Consider the following 17,621-nt stretch of genomic DNA (forward strand, 5'->3'; position numbering starts at 1 on the left):
TCAACCGAGGTGGCTTTCCAATCTCTGCAGGATTTCTCGGATCAGATGTTCATCAGAGCGATTGGGCTCCCCCCCTAGAGGGGCTTGATGCAAATAGGATTCGAGATCCTGGCGGGCCTGTCGCCAACGGCCCAACTGGTAATACAACAGGCCGCGATCCCGCAGTTGTAGCAGGGCTTCGGGGGTCAACAACAAAATTCGTTCCACTGCCGCCAAGGCAGACTCTAGCTCAGCACGGCTCAGGTAAATCTGTTTGAGATTGTTGAGCAAGCGCACCAAGATCATGCGGGAAGGGGTGGGCCGTAGGTAATGGTCTTGTAAAGGGATCCCAGGGCCATAAATTTGGGCCAATCGTTCCTGGCAGTCTTCCGGAAACAAAATTTCTCCCTGATGAAAGGGATCCACAAAAATTTCCGATCCCTCAAACAGGGGACGAACCAAAAAGTGGCCGGGCATCCCCACTCCCGTCATGGGAAATTCCACCCGTCGAGCCAACTCTAGGTACAGCAACGACAGGGTGATCGGGATCCCGGTGCGCCGGTCGATCACCTCATTCAAAAAGCTGTTGCGTGGATCGTAGTAATCTTCGTTGTTGCCCCGAAAGCCTAGGTCTTCGAACAAGTAGTGATTCAAGGTTTTGAGGACGCGCATCGGGTAGCGCTCGGGGGGCAGCCGTTCCTGCACCTCTGCCGCCATCTCATCCAAAGCGGCCCAATACTCTTCCACATCCAAATCTGGGTAAGTCTCTTGGGCGATCCAGAGGGCAGCTCGCCCCAAATCGATCGGATCGGCTTGGATTTCAGCGGTGAACCGTTCTCGGGCGGCAGCAACACTCATGAGCCTTTTCAAGCGAAGCCAACTCAGAATAGCAAGGTACAAAAACTGGTCAACAGCAACGTCACCGCCGTCAAGACAAGGCTGAAGCTCCAAAGCCGCAAAGCCGCGAACAGGAGGAGCCCGATCACCCAAATCAATAGAGCATTCCAATAGGGCCGGTTGGGGGCCTTAGATACATTAATTTTTTGAAAGAAGGGCACCAGGATAAAGGACACATCCAAAAGCAGGCGTGGCAGCCGCAAATTGTCCGGCAGGGGCAGATCCCGCACCGCCAAGTAGAGCAAGCCCCAACTGAGTAAAAGCGGGATCAACAATAAATAGCTGGATTCCGTCAAGAGGGGACGATCCACCACGATCGGAAAGAGGGGGCTGATCCCCCACAGCACATACAAATACAAGTTGAAATTCAGGAGCGGCTGGATCAGGCGCGGCACCCCGAGGCGCTGACTTTGCTGGCTGGCCCACTGGCTGGCCCCACTCACCTGAGCTTCCACTTTGTCGGCTAGGGATCCCGGTTTGTGAGGGGTTTTGGTCGCCGGGGTGGCCCGCCAACCGCAGTGATCACAGTAGGGGGACTTGTGTCGATAGGCCGGGATCGGCTTGCCACAGGAAGGGCAACGTTGGATCTGACGAGGTTGAGGCTTGGAGGTCATGACCGCACACGCTCACTTCTGCTCTAGCATGCCCCAATCCCATTCAATTTACTCCCAGCGCGAAGGACAAACCGATACAAGCAGCGCCCAAGGCCGCTCCCGCGATCACCTGCACAGGGGTATGACCGAGCAATTCCTTCAGATAAGGCTCTTTGAAGCTACCAGCACCTTTTTCTTCAAACCATTCTTCCATGAGGCGATTCAGCACCCGCGCCTGTTTCCCCGCCGCCTGACGGATCCCGGCGGCATCGTACATCACCACCAGCGCAAACACCACGGTAGCCGCGAACAACAGACTATCCCACCCCTCCTGTAGCCCGACGCCGATGGCCAAAGCAGTGACCAACGCCGCATGGGAGCTGGGCATTCCGCCGGTTTCCACCAGCACCCGCAGGTTCACCTTGCCCGACTGCGCATAGGTGAGGATCAGCTTCATGGCCTGGGCCAACAAACTGGCGATCAAAGCGGTCCAGAGGACGTGGTTGGCCATCAACTGTTGCAGCATACGGCTCTCCAGGGCAGGAACTTGAGCGGGGCATCCAACAGAGGAGCAACGGGTGGCAGGGATCCCATCTTGATTCGTCCTAATGCTGACGGCGGGTAATGAAATCTGCTAGGGCCAACAGCGGTTCTGCCTGGGATCCATAGGGGCGCAGTTGTTCTTTAGCGGAGCGGATCAGCTCTTCGGCCTTTTGACGGGAGGCTTCTAAACCCCAGAGGCTGGGATAGGTGGCTTTGGCAACGGCTTGATCTTTGCCTGCCGTTTTCCCCAGTTGCTCACTGGTGGCGGTGATATCTAAGATGTCGTCGATGATCTGGAATGCCAAGCCAATATCTTGGGCATAGCGGCTCAGTCGGGCCAACAACTGCTCATCTCCCCCCGCCAGGATCCCTCCCGACACCACCGAGATCTCCAGTAGGGCACCTGTTTTGTGGGTGTGAATGTATTCTAGGGTCTCCAAAGAGATGGTTTTGCCCTCTGATTCCAGATCCACCACCTGGCCCCCCACCAATCCGGTAGCGGCGACAGCATGGCCAATCCGGGCGATCACCTGCAGCACCAACTGCGGCGGCACCCCCTGAGTTTGGTGGGCAATGTGCTCAAAGGCAAAAGCGAGTAAGGCATCTCCGGCCAGAATGGCAATATCTTCTCCGAAAACCTTGTGGTTGGTGGGTTTGCCGCGGCGGAAGTCGTCGTTGTCCATGGCCGGCAGATCGTCGTGGATCAGGGACATGGTGTGGATCATCTCTAGGGCACAGGCGGTAGGCAGGGCCTGTTCAACGGATCCCCCGGCCAGTTCACAGGTGGCCAAACAGAGGATCGGGCGGAGGCGTTTTCCCCCCGCCAGAACGCTGTAGCGCATCGCCTCGTAGATTCGCTCTGGATAGGTGGGAATCAGGGCGGCCGACAAAGCCTCTTCCACCTGTTGCTGGCGCTGGCTCAGGTAGGTCTTCAGGTTGAAGGTTTGGGCAACCAAGTGGGGTTTCCTCTCAACTCAGCAACGGGGGGATCCCTGTCGAACACTTCTGCAACAGGCTTGCAAGGTGACATTATCTCACGTCCGCCCCAGATTGCGGGTTGGGATCCTGGCTTAGGGGCTGAAAGGGGAGGAAGGGAGCGGCTCCAGAAATTGATCATCCATGGAGGTGCGAAAATGGAACCGGCACCCCCCCTGAGTATGAGCACGATGAACCGAGCCAGGGCCGTAACGGATGAAGTCCCCCGCCCGAAACACTTGGTCTTCGATCACCAGATCCCCTTCTAGCATGTAGATCTCTTCGCCAAGGATATGTCGATGTTGCGGATACACCGCTCCGGCATCGGCCTCCAACAGCCCCACCACTTCCCGGGTTTGGGGGTTTTCGTAAAGCTTGGCAATGCGGATCCCAGCTAGAGGGGTTTTCTGCCACTTCAAATCTGCGGCTCGAGTCGATAAGAATTCGGCCTGCGGGGTTGTAGATTGAATTTGCTGGAATAGGCGTTGTTTCAGGTTGGGAGACAATTTGGGCAAGGGCACACTGTAGGCAAGCATGGCTGCCACCCCCTGCAACTCATCAAGAGGAGGTTGAGAAGCGGCAGAAGCAGTGCCAGACTCGGCCAACTGAACATCTTCAGGATCTTCTGAGGTATCGAGCGCACGAAAAGCGGCGATTTCCTCAAAATCCTGCTTTTGCATAGTCACGACAGCATTCAATCCTCAATAGCAACAGGTATAACCTTCTTCATGGTAGTCAATTTTTAAAGCTCCACCCCTTGGCCAGTAGCAGATTCCGCAATTTCCAGAGACCTAAGCGGATTCGTTTTTTCACCGTCCCCAAAGGGATCCCAGTTTTTGAGGCAATTTCTGTCTGGGTTAGCCCATTGAAATAGGCTAATTCCAGCACTTGCCGCTGCTCTGGGGGGATCTGCTCTAGAACCTCTTGGAGCACTTCCTGCTGCTCAGATTGAAACAAACGGTCATCCGGTTCTAAGGGTTCGGGATCCGAGCGAACAATCGCTTCTGAAGCAGAGATAGCCTTGGCAGCGCGTGTCAAAGCTCGCAAGCGATCCAAAGCCCGACTGCGGGTGAGCATAAACAGCCACACATCCACCCGGCCACGATTGGCATCGTAACGGGGGGCAATCCGCCACACCTGATTGAATACGTCCAATACCACCTCTTCTGCTTCCTCCAAGGATCCTAATACTTTGTAGGCTAGGCCCAAGAGAAGGCGAGCGTAGCGATCATAAAGTTCTGAAAGAGCAGCCTGATCCTGTTGCCCAATCCTGACCAAGAGCAGAATCTCTTCATTTTCACGCTCAGCCATAGGAAATCCGCATCCGCAGGGTGAATTAGCTGGACAGGTTGCCGACCGGGAAGATGACCCATTCAGGATTGGGCTAGAGCTTTTCATTCACCCTCTGGGATCCCGGCTTTGCCCATGTATCCCTAGGGGAGGGATCCAATTGGCTGCCTTCAGCGTATAGGCATTGAGGAGCAATTCTTTTGATTCTGCATCCTTTTTCGCCCAATTCCTAGATCTTCTGGGGAAAGCTTTTGCTGCGGATATTTGGGTGCTTTATGTATCCGTCGACTTGAGCTGGGTCTAACCTTTATCACCTGTTGAGAAAATCCATGAGGATCCCTCTAACGCCCACGGTTCCCAAGCCATTTTTGCGGCAGTTCTCCCAATGGCAACAACACCTAGGCGTAGGACTTGGACTGTTGTTCCTAGTATTCATGAGCACTCTCCTTCCCGCCCGAGCTTCCGATCACCAAGACACCTCCTTTTTGGGGTGTCGTTTTCCGGCTGGAGATCTCACGGATCTCTACGTTTTTGAAAGTCCGGATCCTAACAATGTTGTGTTAGCGATGGACTTTGACCCCTTTATCCCTCGCGGTGCCGATCGCCCCTTCGATCCCGCTTTACTCTACCAGTTCAAGGTGGATACTACAGTTCCCCCCGATGGACTTGAAGAGTTGGTATTGCAATTTCAGTTCAGCGGCACAGCTCCGAATCAGACCGTCACGATGTATGGCCCAGCAGCTCCCAATGTGGCGGGCACCCGCTCCACCTTGTTGGCAACGGCACGCGGAAGCGGCCCAGTCAACCAGACGATTAACTTGCCGGATGGGGTGAAACTTTTTGCTGGTTTGCGCAAGGATCCCTTCTTTTTTGATCTGGAGCGCTTTTTTGAGATCCTTCCCGATCGCAACTATTTGCTACAACCCAATCCGGCTCCTCCTTTGCAGGTTTTAAGTTTTAGGCCGCCAGGTCAAGCCATGGATATGTTCGCCAACTTCAATGTTCACTCTATTGTCGTAGAACTGCCGCGACAACTGCTAGGTGGAGGGCGAGCCGGAGTGTATATGTCCATTAGCTTGCCAGAGCAAGACTTTGCCAATGTCCCGCCAACTGGAACTGTTTTTGCCTGCTGAGCCCACGTTCAAATTTACTCTTCAAAACAGGAGTTAGTCGATGGAGATACTGTTGAAAATGAAAGACTGGAACTTGTCTTTATCAGAAAAAGTTCAGCAGTTTAGGGTGCATTTGCTGGTGATGGTCAGTGTTCTCATCCTGCTGGTGGCGAGTGCTTGTGGAGCTAGCAGCGGTACGGCCATTTCCCCCATCACTCCACCGGCGGCAACTACGTTTGTTCAACTGGAGCGGCTGGCCGTTCCGGCCTTGATCGAGTTGTTTCAGGACTTTGCCGATCACGATCAAAGCAACCGTGCCACGCCTAGGGCAGATGCTGGCTTTCAAGAATTGGCGATTCGATCTTTTTTTCGAGCCATTGGTCGACCTCAAGCGATCGCCGATTTGGTGGTAGCTGTTACTCTGCCGGATGTAGTGGAGGCAGATTTGTCTCAGCCTGCAGGAGCCTATTTTGGAGTGGAATTGGCTGGTGCCGGTGTCGTTGGCCCAAATTTTGGTGGCAGGCGGCTGCGGGATGATCCGGTGGATGTCACGTTGCAGGTGGTGTTTGGCGATCTGGTGCACGGTATTACCGAAGGGCAGATCCCGGCTTTAACCTCCGATAACGTCAGCCCAGAAGCAATTCGTGATACCAATACCTTTCCCTACCTGGGTAGCCCCGCTTAAGCCATTCTCTTAAACATTTCTGTCCTATTTCTGTCATGAAATCCCTGAACCTTTTCCGTTGGCCAGTGATCTTGGCCTCGCTGGTGCTGTTGCTCTTTGTTGGGTTGCGCTCCATCTATGCCTCCCCAGGGATCCGGCGCCCCACTCAACCCTGGGTTGCCCCTGTTTATCCGGATTATCAGGATCGCCATGCCTGGGTCAGTGGTTACGAAGCGATTGTGCAGGAACACCCCTCGTTTCTTTCCCTGCGCTTGCTGGCAGAAGAATATCTGAAGCGGTTCCGCGAAGTTGCGGATCCCGAAGATCTCCTGCGGGCGGAAGAGGCGGCACGGCGAGTACTGGGGATCAAAGCTCAACCGGAGAGCAGCCGGGTCATTGCCTATTCGGTTTTGGCTTCCGCACTGGTGGGGCAGCATCGCTTTGCGGAGGCTCTTGCCGTGGCTGAACAGGGGGAACGCATCGCGCCCGAACCGCTACAAACGCAGCTAGCCTCCATCCTGATGGAGTTGGGGGAATACGAACAGGCTGAGCAGCACCTGAAGCAGGTCAAGGGGGGCGGGACTGTGCAGGCGCGCTATCTGGAACTGACGGGGCATCTACAAGAAGCGCGCCAGAGGATACAGGAAAGTATGGCTCAGATCGACCGCTTCTACACCAATCCTGCCGAGTTGCGCTCTTGGTTTCATATGCGTGCTGCGGATTTAGCCTTTCTCGCAGGAGCGTTGGACGAGGCTGAGCAGCGCTACCAGGAGGCACTGCAAATCTACCCGCAACAGGTTCCTGCCCTGACGGGGTTGGCTCGTCTTTATGCTGCCCAACACCGCTGGCCAGAGGCTCTGGAGGTGGCCAGTCAAGGTGCCGATCTCTTGCCCACAGTGGATAACCTAGGCCATAAAGCCGATGCCCAACGAGCCTTGGGAGATTTTGAAGGGGCAGCCGCTACCGAAGAGCTGATTGGAACAGTGGCGCACTTGGGCCGAGTCAAGGGCTTGTATGATCGGGCTTTGGCAATCTACTATAGCGAGCACGGCATCCATTTGTCTGAGGCGCTGCAGATCGCCCGTCACGAACTTTTGCTACGGCAGGATATCTACTCCCAAGACACTCTCGCCTGGGCTGCGGCAGCGAATGGTCACTGGCAAGAGGCCAAAAGTGCTATCCAACAGGCCTTGCGCCTTAACACCGAAGATCCGTTACTGCACTTTCACGCCGGCATGATCGCAGCGCAGGTGCAAGAGCCCCAGGAGGCGGTACAACATTTCTCCCAAGCCTTGGCTCTCAACCCGCATTTTCATCCTCGTTACGCCGAGCAAGCCAGAGAGATGTTGAAAGAGCTTGGGATCCAAAACCCCGAGTCCCTTCAGCCTTTATCTCCATTGGCCTAAGACCCTATTCGTTATGGAGAATGCCATGCTTAACCTGCGCCGCTGCTGGCTATTTGGAGCCACTTTGTCTCTAACCTTGGCTTGGGCAACGGGAGCCTTTGCTCATCCGCTGGGCAACTTCACCATCAATCACTACGCTGGCCTAGATCTAAACCCCAACGGGATCCACATCGACTATGTGCTGGATATGGCGGAAATACCGGCATTTCAGGAAATCCGCCGCATCGATCTCAACCGGGATCAGCAAGCGGATCCCACTGAATCGCAAACCTATGCCGCGGCCCAGTGTGACTGGATTGGTCAACAATTGGTTTTGCAAGTCGGGGGGCAGGGGATCCCTGTCGCGTTGCAGAAGGCCACGGTGGAGTACCCACCCGGGGTCGGGGAATTGGCCACATTACGGCTAGGTTGTGAGTTTGAGGGATCCCCAATGTTCGCGGGTGCCGATCTGGAGGTGCTATTTGCCGATCATGCCTATGAGCACCGCTTGGGCTGGCGAGAGATCACCCTTTCCAGTCAGGGGATCCCGGTTCAGTCCCAGGTTCCCAGCCAGAGCATCAGTCAACGCCTGCAAGCTTATCCTGCCGCATTGCTGAAGAGTCCCCCCCTTCAGCGTCAGGTCAGCTTCCTCCTCAACCCGAGCGGAAGGGTTGTTTCGACTGCCTCAGCGTCACCCAGTCTGGCGGAGCAATCTCTGGAGGGTCGCAACAGGGATGGGTTGACCCGCTTGATCACCCTAGAGCACCTCAATCCACTCACCATTTTGGTTGCGTTGGGCGTTGCCTTTGTTTGGGGAGGATTTCACGCCCTCACCCCAGGTCATGGCAAAACAGTGGTTGGTGCTTACCTGGTGGGATCCCGTGGCACGGCTTTACATGCGCTGATTTTGGGTTTAACCACGACTTTTACCCATATGGCAGGAATTCTTGCTTTGGGGGGGGTGGCATTGCTGGCCTCACAATCGATTTTGAGTGAGCAAATCTACCCTTGGCTGAGTATGGTCTCCGGCCTGTTGGTGGTGGCTATTGGCCTGTCTTTGGGGCGGCAGCGGTGGCAAGGGAAATCTGAGCATTCTGGACATCCCCACCCTCATCCCCACCCTCACGGGCATTCCCATCTTCCCCACCAGGGATCCCGCGTTACCTGGGCTAGTTTGTTCGCTGTGGGCATTTCCGGGGGGTTGCTACCCTGTCCTTCTGCACTGGTGGTTTTGTTGAGCGCTATCGCCTTGGGTAAGATTGGGTTTGGCCTGGCTTTGGTTCTGGCCTTTAGCCTGGGGTTAGCGGGAGTTTTGACGGCCATTGGCCTGCTGCTGGTGTACGCCAAGTCTTGGCTAGACAAACTTCCGACCCGGTTACCCCAAAGCACTCACTTGTCGACTTTGAGCGCCCTGATCATTGCCCTGGTTGGTTTGGGAATGACGCACCAAGCCTTGGTTCAGCTCGGTGTCTTCTAGCCCCATACCCCTGCCCCCGTACCCCCACCAGTTAGGGTTCGTGTCCTTGAAAAATTGTGGGAGAGTCTTCTGGTGATCTACCCTGTGCAAGTGACTTGCGAAAGGGCTGTATGGATAGGACTTTAGAATCTTTCTTTGCCTCTGCCACCCAAATCGGGCTGGGCCTAGCGGGCTTGCTGGCTGTACTGACCTTACTGGCCTGGATCCGCAATTGGCCCCTCAAGTTTTCGCTGGTGGGTTATACGGCCTTTATGTTGGTGTTGGCTGCTGGGTGCTTTGCCCTGAGCTTGGGGCCAATTTTTCGCTCGCGGATCCCGGGGGCCGTTCACTACACCACCGTCTATGATCAGGGGGCGGATCGAGCCGTCATCGCCGTCAGTCCCGATATCACTCCAGAGCAGCTGATCTCAACCCTAAGGCAAGCCGCCAGCGACCTGGGATCCTCAGGGCGCTTTTCCACCGGCACGTCCCTATTTACCCTGCAGGCTCGTACTGTGATCCATCCCGAGGCAGAGATTTCTGTGCCTTTGCTCTTGGGCACCCTGCAACAGCCGTTGGGGATGCGCCTGCGCACGGATGAAGAACTGGAACGGCAGCAGATCCAGCTAGAAGAAGATGCCTTTGCCCAGTTAAGCTCCTTGAACCGGGTTGACGTTTCCCCTACCCCTAGAGGCGGGGGATCCTTTCCCGAACAGGTAAGGGGCTAAACCTCACTCCAATCGGGGACGCCGTTCCCCCAACCACTAGGACTGCCCTGTTATGGATCATTGTCAGCAACTGGGTGGGCAGCCTGAGGGACAAAGAGTGAGATATCCTAAAACAAACCAACTGCTTGGCCACCCTCCGTTGGTCTTCAGACTATGCCAGCCTCTCCCACCATGCTCCTCTTTCCAATGTCTTCCGAGGGTGTGCAGCGGCAAGATGTGCTAGAGGGGACTCAGGGATCCCTGGAGCCCAATCGTGGTCGTCTGCTGGTACTCACGGGGCCCAGTGGTGTGGGTAAAGGCACAGTCGTGAGGCAGTTACGCCAGCGTCATCCCGATTTGCATTTTTCTGTTTCGGTCACCACCCGCCCCCCCCGCCCCAGCGAACAGGAAGGAGTTAACTACTATTTCCGCAGCCGGGAAGAATTTCTTCACCTCATCGAAGCAGGCGAATTACTAGAATGGGCACAGTACGCGGGCAATTTCTACGGCACCCCCCGCGATGTGGTACTGGCTAAGCTCAGCCAAGGGCAGGATGTCTTGCTGGAGATCGAACTGGCTGGGGCACGTCAAGTGAGTCAACATTGCCCAGAAGCGATCCGTATCTTTTTGTCTCCTCCCTCTCTGCAGGAGCTAGAGCGGCGCATCCGCGAACGGGGCCAAGACTCCGAGGCCAGCATTGAGCGGCGTTTGCAACAGGCCCAAAAAGAATTGGATGCTCAAGACGAATTTGACTATGTGATCGTCAACGATGATCTAGAGCAAGCCCTGCTTCAACTCGAAACCTTGCTCTATCCAACAGGGCCGGAAGTCCCCGTCAGCTAATGGGCGGGCCTGTGGGTTTTTCTCAGTCGATTTGAATGCTCACTTGGCTCAGCAGAGGATGCAGGTGAACTCTGCCTAAGCAGTCTGAAATTCAATCGAAATTGGACTAATGCGAGAGGTTGATAACTAGGATCCTCTCCGCCCTTGAGATGGATCATTTTACTGAGCCAAATCAATTTTTTCAGCTCTCTTAGGTTATTTGTTTCCATAAGCGAGCAAAGTCCATGCTCTCTGTTGGAGGAGTGGATAGAGTTGCTGGAAGAAGATCTCGGTGATGGTTAGTTAGGCTCCAAAAATGGGCTGAACCGGTTGATCCGCTTGTTACAACCTCTTTATTGCAACTTTGTTACAAGTTACAACGTCAGGGATCCCACATTTTGTTCCAACAACTGGGCTAGATCTTGCAAGAAAGCCGCCGCATGAGCTCCGTAGATGACGCGGTGATCGCAGGTGAGATTCACTTGCATCTGGGATTGAATGGCAATCGCGTAAGCGGAGCGGAGCTCTTTCGCTTTTTCAGGAATGGCGACCACCGTCGGGCGAGAAGCGCCAATCGCCAAAATGGATCCCTGATTGGGGGGCAAAATGGCATCGAAGCGATCCACCCCAAACATGCCCAAATTGGAGAGGGTAAAGGTGCCGCTGTTGTATTCTTCCGGCTGCAGTTGCTTTTGTCGCGCCCGCTCCACCAGATCTTTCCAACGCCGGGAAATCTCGTACAAGTCCAGCCGGTTCGCCTGTTTCAGCACTGGTGTGATCAGCCCGCCATCCTCCATCGCCACCGCTACGGCAATGTTGATGTCGGCTTTGTAGTGGATGCCGCCATCGCTGTAGCTGGCATTTAACAACGGATGCTTTTCCAGGGTCATGGCGACTGCCTTGGCCAAAAGAGCCGTCATGGTCACCCCTTTGGGTTTCACCTGTTTGTAGAGACCATCCAGGCCATCGGTGGTAAGGGTATAGCCCACATGAAACACCGGCACACTGAGGCTGGCATTCATGTTGCGCACAACAGCCGCCTGCAGGGTGCTGAGGGGAACGGTTTCCCCTAGGGGAGCAGCCACTGCAGGAGGAGGAGTCGGGGTTGGGCGAGTCACCCCCGCAGAGGACGGGATCCCTTGGGCAGCGGCACGTTCTACATCCTCGGCCACAATGCGACCGTTGGGGCCGGAGCCGCGTAGGGTGCTCAGGTCAATATTCAGCTCTTCTGCCAGCTTTTTGGCACGGGGAGAGGCCAGTATCCGCTCGGATCCCGACCCATTAGAGGGAATCGGGATGGCGACCGCAGTAGAAACGGCAACAGGAGCAGGGCTAGTCGGTTGAGAGGCAAGGGGCGCGGGGTCTGGTTTGGGGGCAACCACGGTCGCAACACCCCCAGATAGAGCTTTGGCCTTCTCTTGGGCTTGGGCGACTTCTGCTTCGCTTTCGGCAATCAGGGCAATGGGGGCACCCACAGGAGCAGTTCCCCCGGCTGGCACGACGATGGAGGCGAGGATACCCGCATAAAATGACTCCACATCCATGTCGGCTTTATCCGACTCCACCACCAGGATGTTCTCGCCTTTCTCCACGCGATCTCCCGGCTGTTTTAGCCAGGAAACGATCTTGCCCATTTCCATCGTGGAGCTGAGGGCAGGCATGGAGACTTCGTGGATCATGGTGGGTGGCACACAGAGGAGCTAGCAGGAAAGATTCTAACCTAGCGCGCTGACCCCTAGCGCACCCAATCCTCATCCTCCTCTGACGGCATCTGGCTCAGGATTGCTCTGCTTCGGCCACCAGAAGCAGGGTTTTCAGCAGCGAGTCGGGGTTGAGGCTAATCGAATCAATCCCCTGTTTCACCAAAAAACGAGCGAACTCGGGGTAGTCGCTGGGGGCCTGGCCACAGATGCCAATCTTGCGACCATAACTTTTTACGGTGCCGATCACCTGAGCGATCATCCGTTTGACGGCTTCGTCCCGTTCATCGAAAAGGTGCGAGACCAAGGCCGAGTCTCGATCCAACCCCAGGGTGAGCTGGGTGAGATCGTTGGAGCCAATTGAGAAGCCATCGAAAATTTGGCAGAACTCATCCGCCAGGATCACATTGCTGGGCAACTCGCACATCACGTAGACTTTGAGGCCATTTTCGCCCCGGATCAAACCATGACGAGCCATTTCCGCCAAGACTCTGCGGCCCTCTTCCGGAGTGCGACAGAAGGGGATCATCAAAACCACATTGGTCAGGCCCATCTCATCCCGCACCCGCTTCATGGCCCGACACTCAAGGGCAAAACCTGCTTGATAGCGCGGATCATAGTAGCGGGAAGCCCCCCGCCAGCCGATCATCGGGTTTTCTTCGTTGGGTTCGTAGCGGGATCCCCCCAGCAGGTGGGCATATTCGTTGCTCTTGAAATCCGACAGCCGCACGATCACTGGTTTGGGATAGAAGGCGGCGGCGATGGTACTCACCCCTTGGGCCAGCTTGTCGATGAAGTATTCTGGCTTGTCGGGATATTGGTGGGTCAGCTCCGCCAAACGGGGTTCTTCTTTCACCGCCTGTTCGTAGTTGAGCAGGGCCAGCGGGTGTACCTGAATGTGGTTGGCAATGATGAACTCCAGACGGGCCAAACCCACCCCATCACAAGGGATCCCGCTCAGGCCAAAGGCTTTTTCCGGGTTGCCGATGTTCATCATCAGTTGGGTTTGGGGTCGCGGCAAGTTTTCCAGGGGGATCTCGCTGACTTCGTAGGGCAGCAAACCGGGGTAGACGCGCCCTTCTTCCCCTTCGGCGCAGGAAATGGTGATCGGCTGGCCGGAGCTGAGCAACTGGGTGGCCTTTTCGCTGCCAACAATCGCCGGGATCCCCAACTCGCGGGCGATGATCGCCGCATGACAGGTTCTACCCCCCTGGTTGGTGACGATGGCGCTGGCCTTTTTCATGATCGGCTCCCAGTCGGGATCCGTTTTGTCGGTCACCAAGACCTCTCCAGCCCGAAACTGATCCAGCTTGCGGACATCCAGGATCAAGCGTGCCGTCCCTTGGCCAATCGCTTCTCCCACGGCGCGTCCGCGCACCAAGGGTTCCGGTCGGGCATCGGGGCTTGTCAGGCGATAGGTTTTGAGTAGGTTGGCCGCCTTTTGCGATTGCACCGTCTCCGGGCGGGCTTGCACGATGAACAGTCCTCCGGTGATGCCGTCTTTGGCCCACTCGATATCCATGGGCGTGAAATGACCGTGCTGGGCTGAGTAATGATCCTCAATCCAACAGGCCCACTGGGCCAGCTGCAAAATTTCCTCGTTCTTGAGGGCATATTGCTTGCGCAAGCCGTCGGGAACAGCCACATTTTTCGTGAAACGGGATCCCCCTTCGTCGTAGATCATCTTCAGCTCTTTACTGCCCAGTTTGCGGGAGAGGATCGGGCTAAAGCCTTGCTTGAGGGTAGGTTTGAACACCACATATTCGTCGGGGTTGACGATCCCTTGCACCACGTTTTCTCCCAGACCATAGGCGGCTGTGATCAACACCGTATCCTTGAAGCCGGTTTCCGGGTCGATGGAAAACATCACCCCTGAACAGGCCAAATCCGAGCGCACCATCTTTTGTACCCCCACCGAGAGAGCCACCTGAAAATGGTCGAAGCCCTTGATCTGGCGGTAGGAAATGGCTCGGTCGGTAAATAAGCTGGCGAAGCAGTGATGACAAGCATCCAAGACGCCCCGCACCCCATGCACGTTTAAATAAGTCTCTTGTTGTCCGGCAAAGCTAGCATCCGGTAGATCTTCGGCAGTGGCGCTGGAACGAACCGCCACATCGGTATCTTGGCCATACTGGGCACACAGGGTGAGGTAAGCTTCGGTGATCGCCCGCTGCAACTCCAGAGGAAAGGGGGTATGCAAGATCAGGGCACGGGCTGCCTTGCCCCGATGGCGCAGATTGTTCACATCTTCTACATTCAAATCTTGAAAGATCTCCCGCAGTTTTTCTTCTAGGCCCGCCGAGGCAATGAACTGACGGTAAGCATGGGCCGTGGTGGCAAATCCTGTCGGCACCTGGATCCCCCGTGGGGCCAACTGTTGCAACATTTCTCCCAAAGAGGCGTTTTTCCCGCCCACCTGGGCAATATCCTGTAGGCCCACCTCCGTCAGAGGCAAAACCAAAGGTGGCTCCGGCAGCAGCCAGCGTTCTTGTCCTTGTGGGCCGGATTCTGGCCCACCTTGTTGGAGCCGGGATCCCATAGTTGCTCCATCCGACATGCCCCACCTCCTTGACTGATTCTTGACTGATTGTTGTCATTATTGGCGGCAGGAGAAATACTCCTTTACCTACCCACGATGGGCTCTACTCTCACTCTATCGAGGAGTTTGAGCCGGTTAAAATGCCCGGATATCAGCAGCAAGAAGGCCCAGAGGGAGACGGGGCAAAGGGGATAACAGGGGATCCCACTTTTGGGGTTGGTACAAATCTTTGGCCTTCGTTACCCATAGCAAAAATGCCCCGCCTGTCAAAATGGAAAGGGAAGGATTTGAGATGGCAACTCTGCATGGGTGATGAGATCACAACCGCTAAAAAACCAGATGAACTTCCAGAGGAAGACCTAGATGACTTACTGGATAATTTATTAGATGGCGTAGATGGGGGTGTGGATGGAGCCGAAATTCGACGGATCGCGATCCCAGAAACCCAACAGGGATCCCGGCTGGATCGGGGCTTGGCAGAACACTGGTCAGATCTGTCTCGGTCTCGCCTACAACAGTTGATTCGGGAGGGCCAGGTTTGGCTGAATGGGGATCCCTGCCTGGATAAAAATCGCACCCTACAAGCAGGGGATCAGATCGAAGTACGGATCCCGGCGGCAACTCCCCTAACCCTGCAACCGGAGCGGATCCCGCTGGATATTCTCTACGAGGATGCCGACTTGATCGTGCTCAACAAACCTCGCGATTTGGTGGTGCATCCCGCCCCCGGCCACAGAAGCGGCACCCTGGTTCATGCCCTTTTGGCCCATTGCCCCGATCTGTCGGGCATCAACGGCGAACAGCGCCCAGGTATTGTGCATCGCCTCGACAAAGACACCACCGGCGCTCTGGTGATCGCCAAACAGGATCAAGCTCACCAACACCTACAAGCCCAAATCCAGTCCAAAACCGCCCGGCGCATCTATCTGGGGGTGGTGTTTGGTCGTCCGGCCCAAAACCAAGGTACCCTCTCGGCTGCGATTGGGCGGCACCCGGTGGATCGGCAGAAAATGGCCGTGGTGGAACCTCACAAAGGTCGCTCGGCAGTGACCCACTGGCGGGTGCTGGAGCGATTGGGCAACTACAGCCTGATGCAGTTTGAGCTAGAAACCGGGCGTACCCACCAAATTCGGGTTCATGCTGCCCATTTGCGCCTACCGATTGTGGGGGATCCCCTCTATACCCAGAGCAAAAGCAGCCCTGTCAAACTCAGGGGCCAAGCTCTCCATGCCTGGAAACTCTCATTTGTGCACCCGCGAAGCGGCCAACCGATGCAATTTACGGCCCCTCTCCCGGAAGAGTTTGAGCGGTTACTGCGTCAGTTGCGTAGTCAGAGCGGATAGGGGCATTACAGCCTTACAAAAATCAGCTTCAAGAATGGGTTGCCAACAAAGGATCATAACCCAGTTGTTGTGTAATCCGAGCACGGGCCAATTCTCGATATTCCCAAAAATGTTCCCCGGCAGCGCAGAGGCCCAAATACATATTCAACATATACGGTTTTTGTTGCAGAATAATCCACAACTGACGCCAGAATTGGCGGCGAATTTCTGGGCGCAGGATCCCTTGTCGCCAGATCAACTGAGCGATTAAGTGCAGCTCTTTACGCAGGGGCAGCTTCATGGTTTGTCGCTGGCTATTTTTGATGCCAATATTCAAGCATTGTTGCAAGCAGCGATATAAATATCGGTTAGGTTCATAGAGCTGCCAAAAGCTTTCCACATACTCTCGGGCGATCTCCGCCAAAGAACGGGTCGGGATAAAATTCATCAGTGTGTTCTGATCCCCAACCTCCGTAATGCCGATCCCGTCTACCAAGCGCTGCTGTGCCTTAAGGCGATTCCACAGTTGTGTATTCGGCAAAGCCTGTAAAATGCCCAACATTGGCTGTGGGATGTTGGTTTGCTCCACAAAAGCTTGGATTCGCTCTCCAGCCCCTGAACGCTCTCCATCAAACCCAAGAATAAAACCAGCGTAGATCAGCAGCCCAGCAGCATTGATCTTACGGCAGGCTTCTACCAGGGGATGACGAGTATTCTGAAGCTTTTGGGTGACGTGTAAGCTGTCTTGATCCGGGGTTTCAATACCCAAAAAGACGGAGTAAAACCCTGCTTCCACCATCAGACTGAGCAGTTCATCGTCTTCTGCCAAGTTAACCGAAGCCTCGGTCATAAAAGTAAACGGGTAATGGCGCTCCTTCATCCAAGGGATCAGCTCTTTTAGAAATTGCTTGACATTCCTTTTATTACCGATAAAGTTGTCATCTACCACAAAAACCGATCCACGCCAGCCCAAATCGTAAAGAGCTTGCAGCTCCACTAACATTTGATTGGGTTCTTTGGTGCGTGGCTTGCGACCATAGAGGGAGATGATGTCACAAAACTCACAGTTAAAGGGGCAGCCCCGCGAAAATTGTACCGACATCATGAAATACTGTTCCATCTGCAGCAAATCAAATCGCGGCAGTGGACTTGCGGTTACATCCGGCTTTTCGGTAGCACGAAAGATTCCTGACTCTTGACCAGCCTGAAGAGCTTGTACAAACAGAGGGATAGTCACTTCCCCTTCATCCAAAACCAGGTAGTGGGATCCCGAATCCAAAGCCTCTTGAGGGACGGATGTGGGATATGGCCCGCCCACAGCAACCTTTTTGCCCCGTTCCACAGCTTTACGGATCAGGGCATGGAAATCTTGCTTTTGCACCAACATGGCGGACAAAATAACCACATCACACCACTGCCAGTCTGCCTCAGTTTCAAGGGTTACATTGCGATCAAAAAAGCGAATTTCCCAGTTTTGAGGCAGTAAGGCAGCGACCGTGATCAGGCCGAGGGGGGGAATCACTGACTTTAACCCCACCATCTCAATCGTGCGATTGTAGGACCAAAAAGACTGAGGGAACTGAGGATAGAGCAACAGTGCCTTCATACCGCTTGGTTCCTGAATGGGGGGCTGACTC

At 55.1% G+C, this 17,621-nt stretch carries 16 protein-coding genes; 7 read left to right on the forward strand and 9 right to left on the reverse strand.

Translation table 11 applies throughout. The features are described 5' to 3' along the window. From L1047_RS14635 to L1047_RS14660, 6 genes are all read right to left on the reverse strand, one after another. Complete coding sequence (locus tag L1047_RS14635; protein WP_235279743.1) at positions 1-837, reverse strand: SirB1 family protein; 837 nt, start codon at positions 835-837, stop codon at positions 1-3. A gap of 23 nt (positions 838-860) precedes the next feature. Then, on the reverse strand, positions 861-1,490 hold the full coding sequence (locus L1047_RS14640; RefSeq protein ID WP_235279744.1) for a hypothetical protein: 630 nt from the start codon (positions 1,488-1,490) through the stop codon (positions 861-863). Positions 1,491-1,533: 43 nt separating this feature from the next. Continuing rightward, the gene (locus tag L1047_RS14645) at positions 1,534-1,995 is read right to left on the reverse strand and encodes a divergent PAP2 family protein (RefSeq protein ID WP_235279745.1); all 462 of its coding nucleotides are present in this window, start codon (positions 1,993-1,995) and stop codon (positions 1,534-1,536) included. A gap of 79 nt (positions 1,996-2,074) precedes the next feature. Further along, positions 2,075-2,968 carry a geranylgeranyl diphosphate synthase CrtE gene (crtE, locus tag L1047_RS14650; protein ID WP_235279746.1) on the reverse strand — a complete coding sequence of 298 codons (894 nt, stop codon included), beginning with the start codon at positions 2,966-2,968 and terminating at the stop codon, positions 2,075-2,077. A gap of 114 nt (positions 2,969-3,082) precedes the next feature. Continuing rightward, positions 3,083-3,667 (reverse strand): cupin domain-containing protein, encoded by a 585-nt coding sequence (locus tag L1047_RS14655; protein ID WP_235280089.1) that lies wholly within the window; start codon positions 3,665-3,667, stop codon positions 3,083-3,085. A gap of 55 nt (positions 3,668-3,722) precedes the next feature. Continuing rightward, positions 3,723-4,298: a sigma-70 family RNA polymerase sigma factor gene (locus tag L1047_RS14660; RefSeq protein ID WP_235279747.1), complete on the reverse strand. Its 576-nt coding sequence runs from the start codon at positions 4,296-4,298 to the stop codon at positions 3,723-3,725. A gap of 413 nt (positions 4,299-4,711) precedes the next feature. Here L1047_RS14660 and L1047_RS14665 point away from each other — a divergent pair, with 413 nt between their 5' ends. The 6 genes from L1047_RS14665 to gmk all read left to right on the forward strand — a co-directional run bounded on the left by L1047_RS14665 (position 4,712) and on the right by gmk (position 10,444). Next, positions 4,712-5,410, forward strand: coding sequence for a DUF4331 family protein (locus L1047_RS14665; protein ID WP_235279748.1), 699 nt, complete (start codon positions 4,712-4,714; stop codon positions 5,408-5,410). 40 nt (positions 5,411-5,450) lie between these two features. Beyond that, entirely contained in the window at positions 5,451-6,074 is a 624-nt protein-coding gene (locus L1047_RS14670) for a DUF4331 family protein (protein ID WP_235279749.1), read from the forward strand. Positions 6,075-6,109: 35 nt separating this feature from the next. Then, on the forward strand, positions 6,110-7,459 hold the full coding sequence (locus tag L1047_RS14675; RefSeq protein ID WP_235279750.1) for a tetratricopeptide repeat protein: 1,350 nt from the start codon (positions 6,110-6,112) through the stop codon (positions 7,457-7,459). Positions 7,460-7,484: 25 nt separating this feature from the next. Beyond that, the gene (locus L1047_RS14680) at positions 7,485-8,915 is read left to right on the forward strand and encodes a nickel/cobalt transporter (RefSeq protein ID WP_235279751.1); all 1,431 of its coding nucleotides are present in this window, start codon (positions 7,485-7,487) and stop codon (positions 8,913-8,915) included. A gap of 110 nt (positions 8,916-9,025) precedes the next feature. Beyond that, positions 9,026-9,622: a Ycf51 family protein gene (locus L1047_RS14685; RefSeq protein WP_235279752.1), complete on the forward strand. Its 597-nt coding sequence runs from the start codon at positions 9,026-9,028 to the stop codon at positions 9,620-9,622. Positions 9,623-9,808: 186 nt separating this feature from the next. Then, complete coding sequence (gmk, locus tag L1047_RS14690) at positions 9,809-10,444, forward strand: guanylate kinase (protein WP_235279753.1); 636 nt, start codon at positions 9,809-9,811, stop codon at positions 10,442-10,444. Positions 10,445-10,797: 353 nt separating this feature from the next. On the opposite strand, the gene L1047_RS14695 is transcribed toward gmk, so the two are convergent. Both L1047_RS14695 and ppsA read right to left on the reverse strand, forming a co-directional pair. After that, positions 10,798-12,102, reverse strand: a complete 1,305-nt coding sequence (locus L1047_RS14695) for a dihydrolipoamide acetyltransferase family protein (RefSeq protein WP_235280090.1) — start codon at positions 12,100-12,102, stop codon at positions 10,798-10,800. Between the two features lie 97 nt (positions 12,103-12,199). Continuing rightward, positions 12,200-14,680, reverse strand: coding sequence for a phosphoenolpyruvate synthase (gene ppsA, locus L1047_RS14700; protein WP_235279754.1), 2,481 nt, complete (start codon positions 14,678-14,680; stop codon positions 12,200-12,202). Positions 14,681-14,967: 287 nt separating this feature from the next. On the opposite strand from ppsA, the gene L1047_RS14705 reads away from it, so the two are divergent. Next, positions 14,968-16,005, forward strand: a complete 1,038-nt coding sequence (locus tag L1047_RS14705) for an RluA family pseudouridine synthase (protein ID WP_235279755.1) — start codon at positions 14,968-14,970, stop codon at positions 16,003-16,005. Between the two features lie 28 nt (positions 16,006-16,033). Here L1047_RS14705 and L1047_RS14710 read toward each other — a convergent pair whose 3' ends face one another. After that, positions 16,034-17,590, reverse strand: a complete 1,557-nt coding sequence (locus L1047_RS14710; protein ID WP_235279756.1) for a B12-binding domain-containing radical SAM protein — start codon at positions 17,588-17,590, stop codon at positions 16,034-16,036. Between the last annotated feature and the right edge of the window lie 31 nt (positions 17,591-17,621).

The sequence above is a fragment of the Synechococcus sp. Nb3U1 genome (genome assembly GCF_021533835.1).
GTDB lineage: Bacteria > Cyanobacteriota > Cyanobacteriia > Thermostichales > Thermostichaceae > Thermostichus.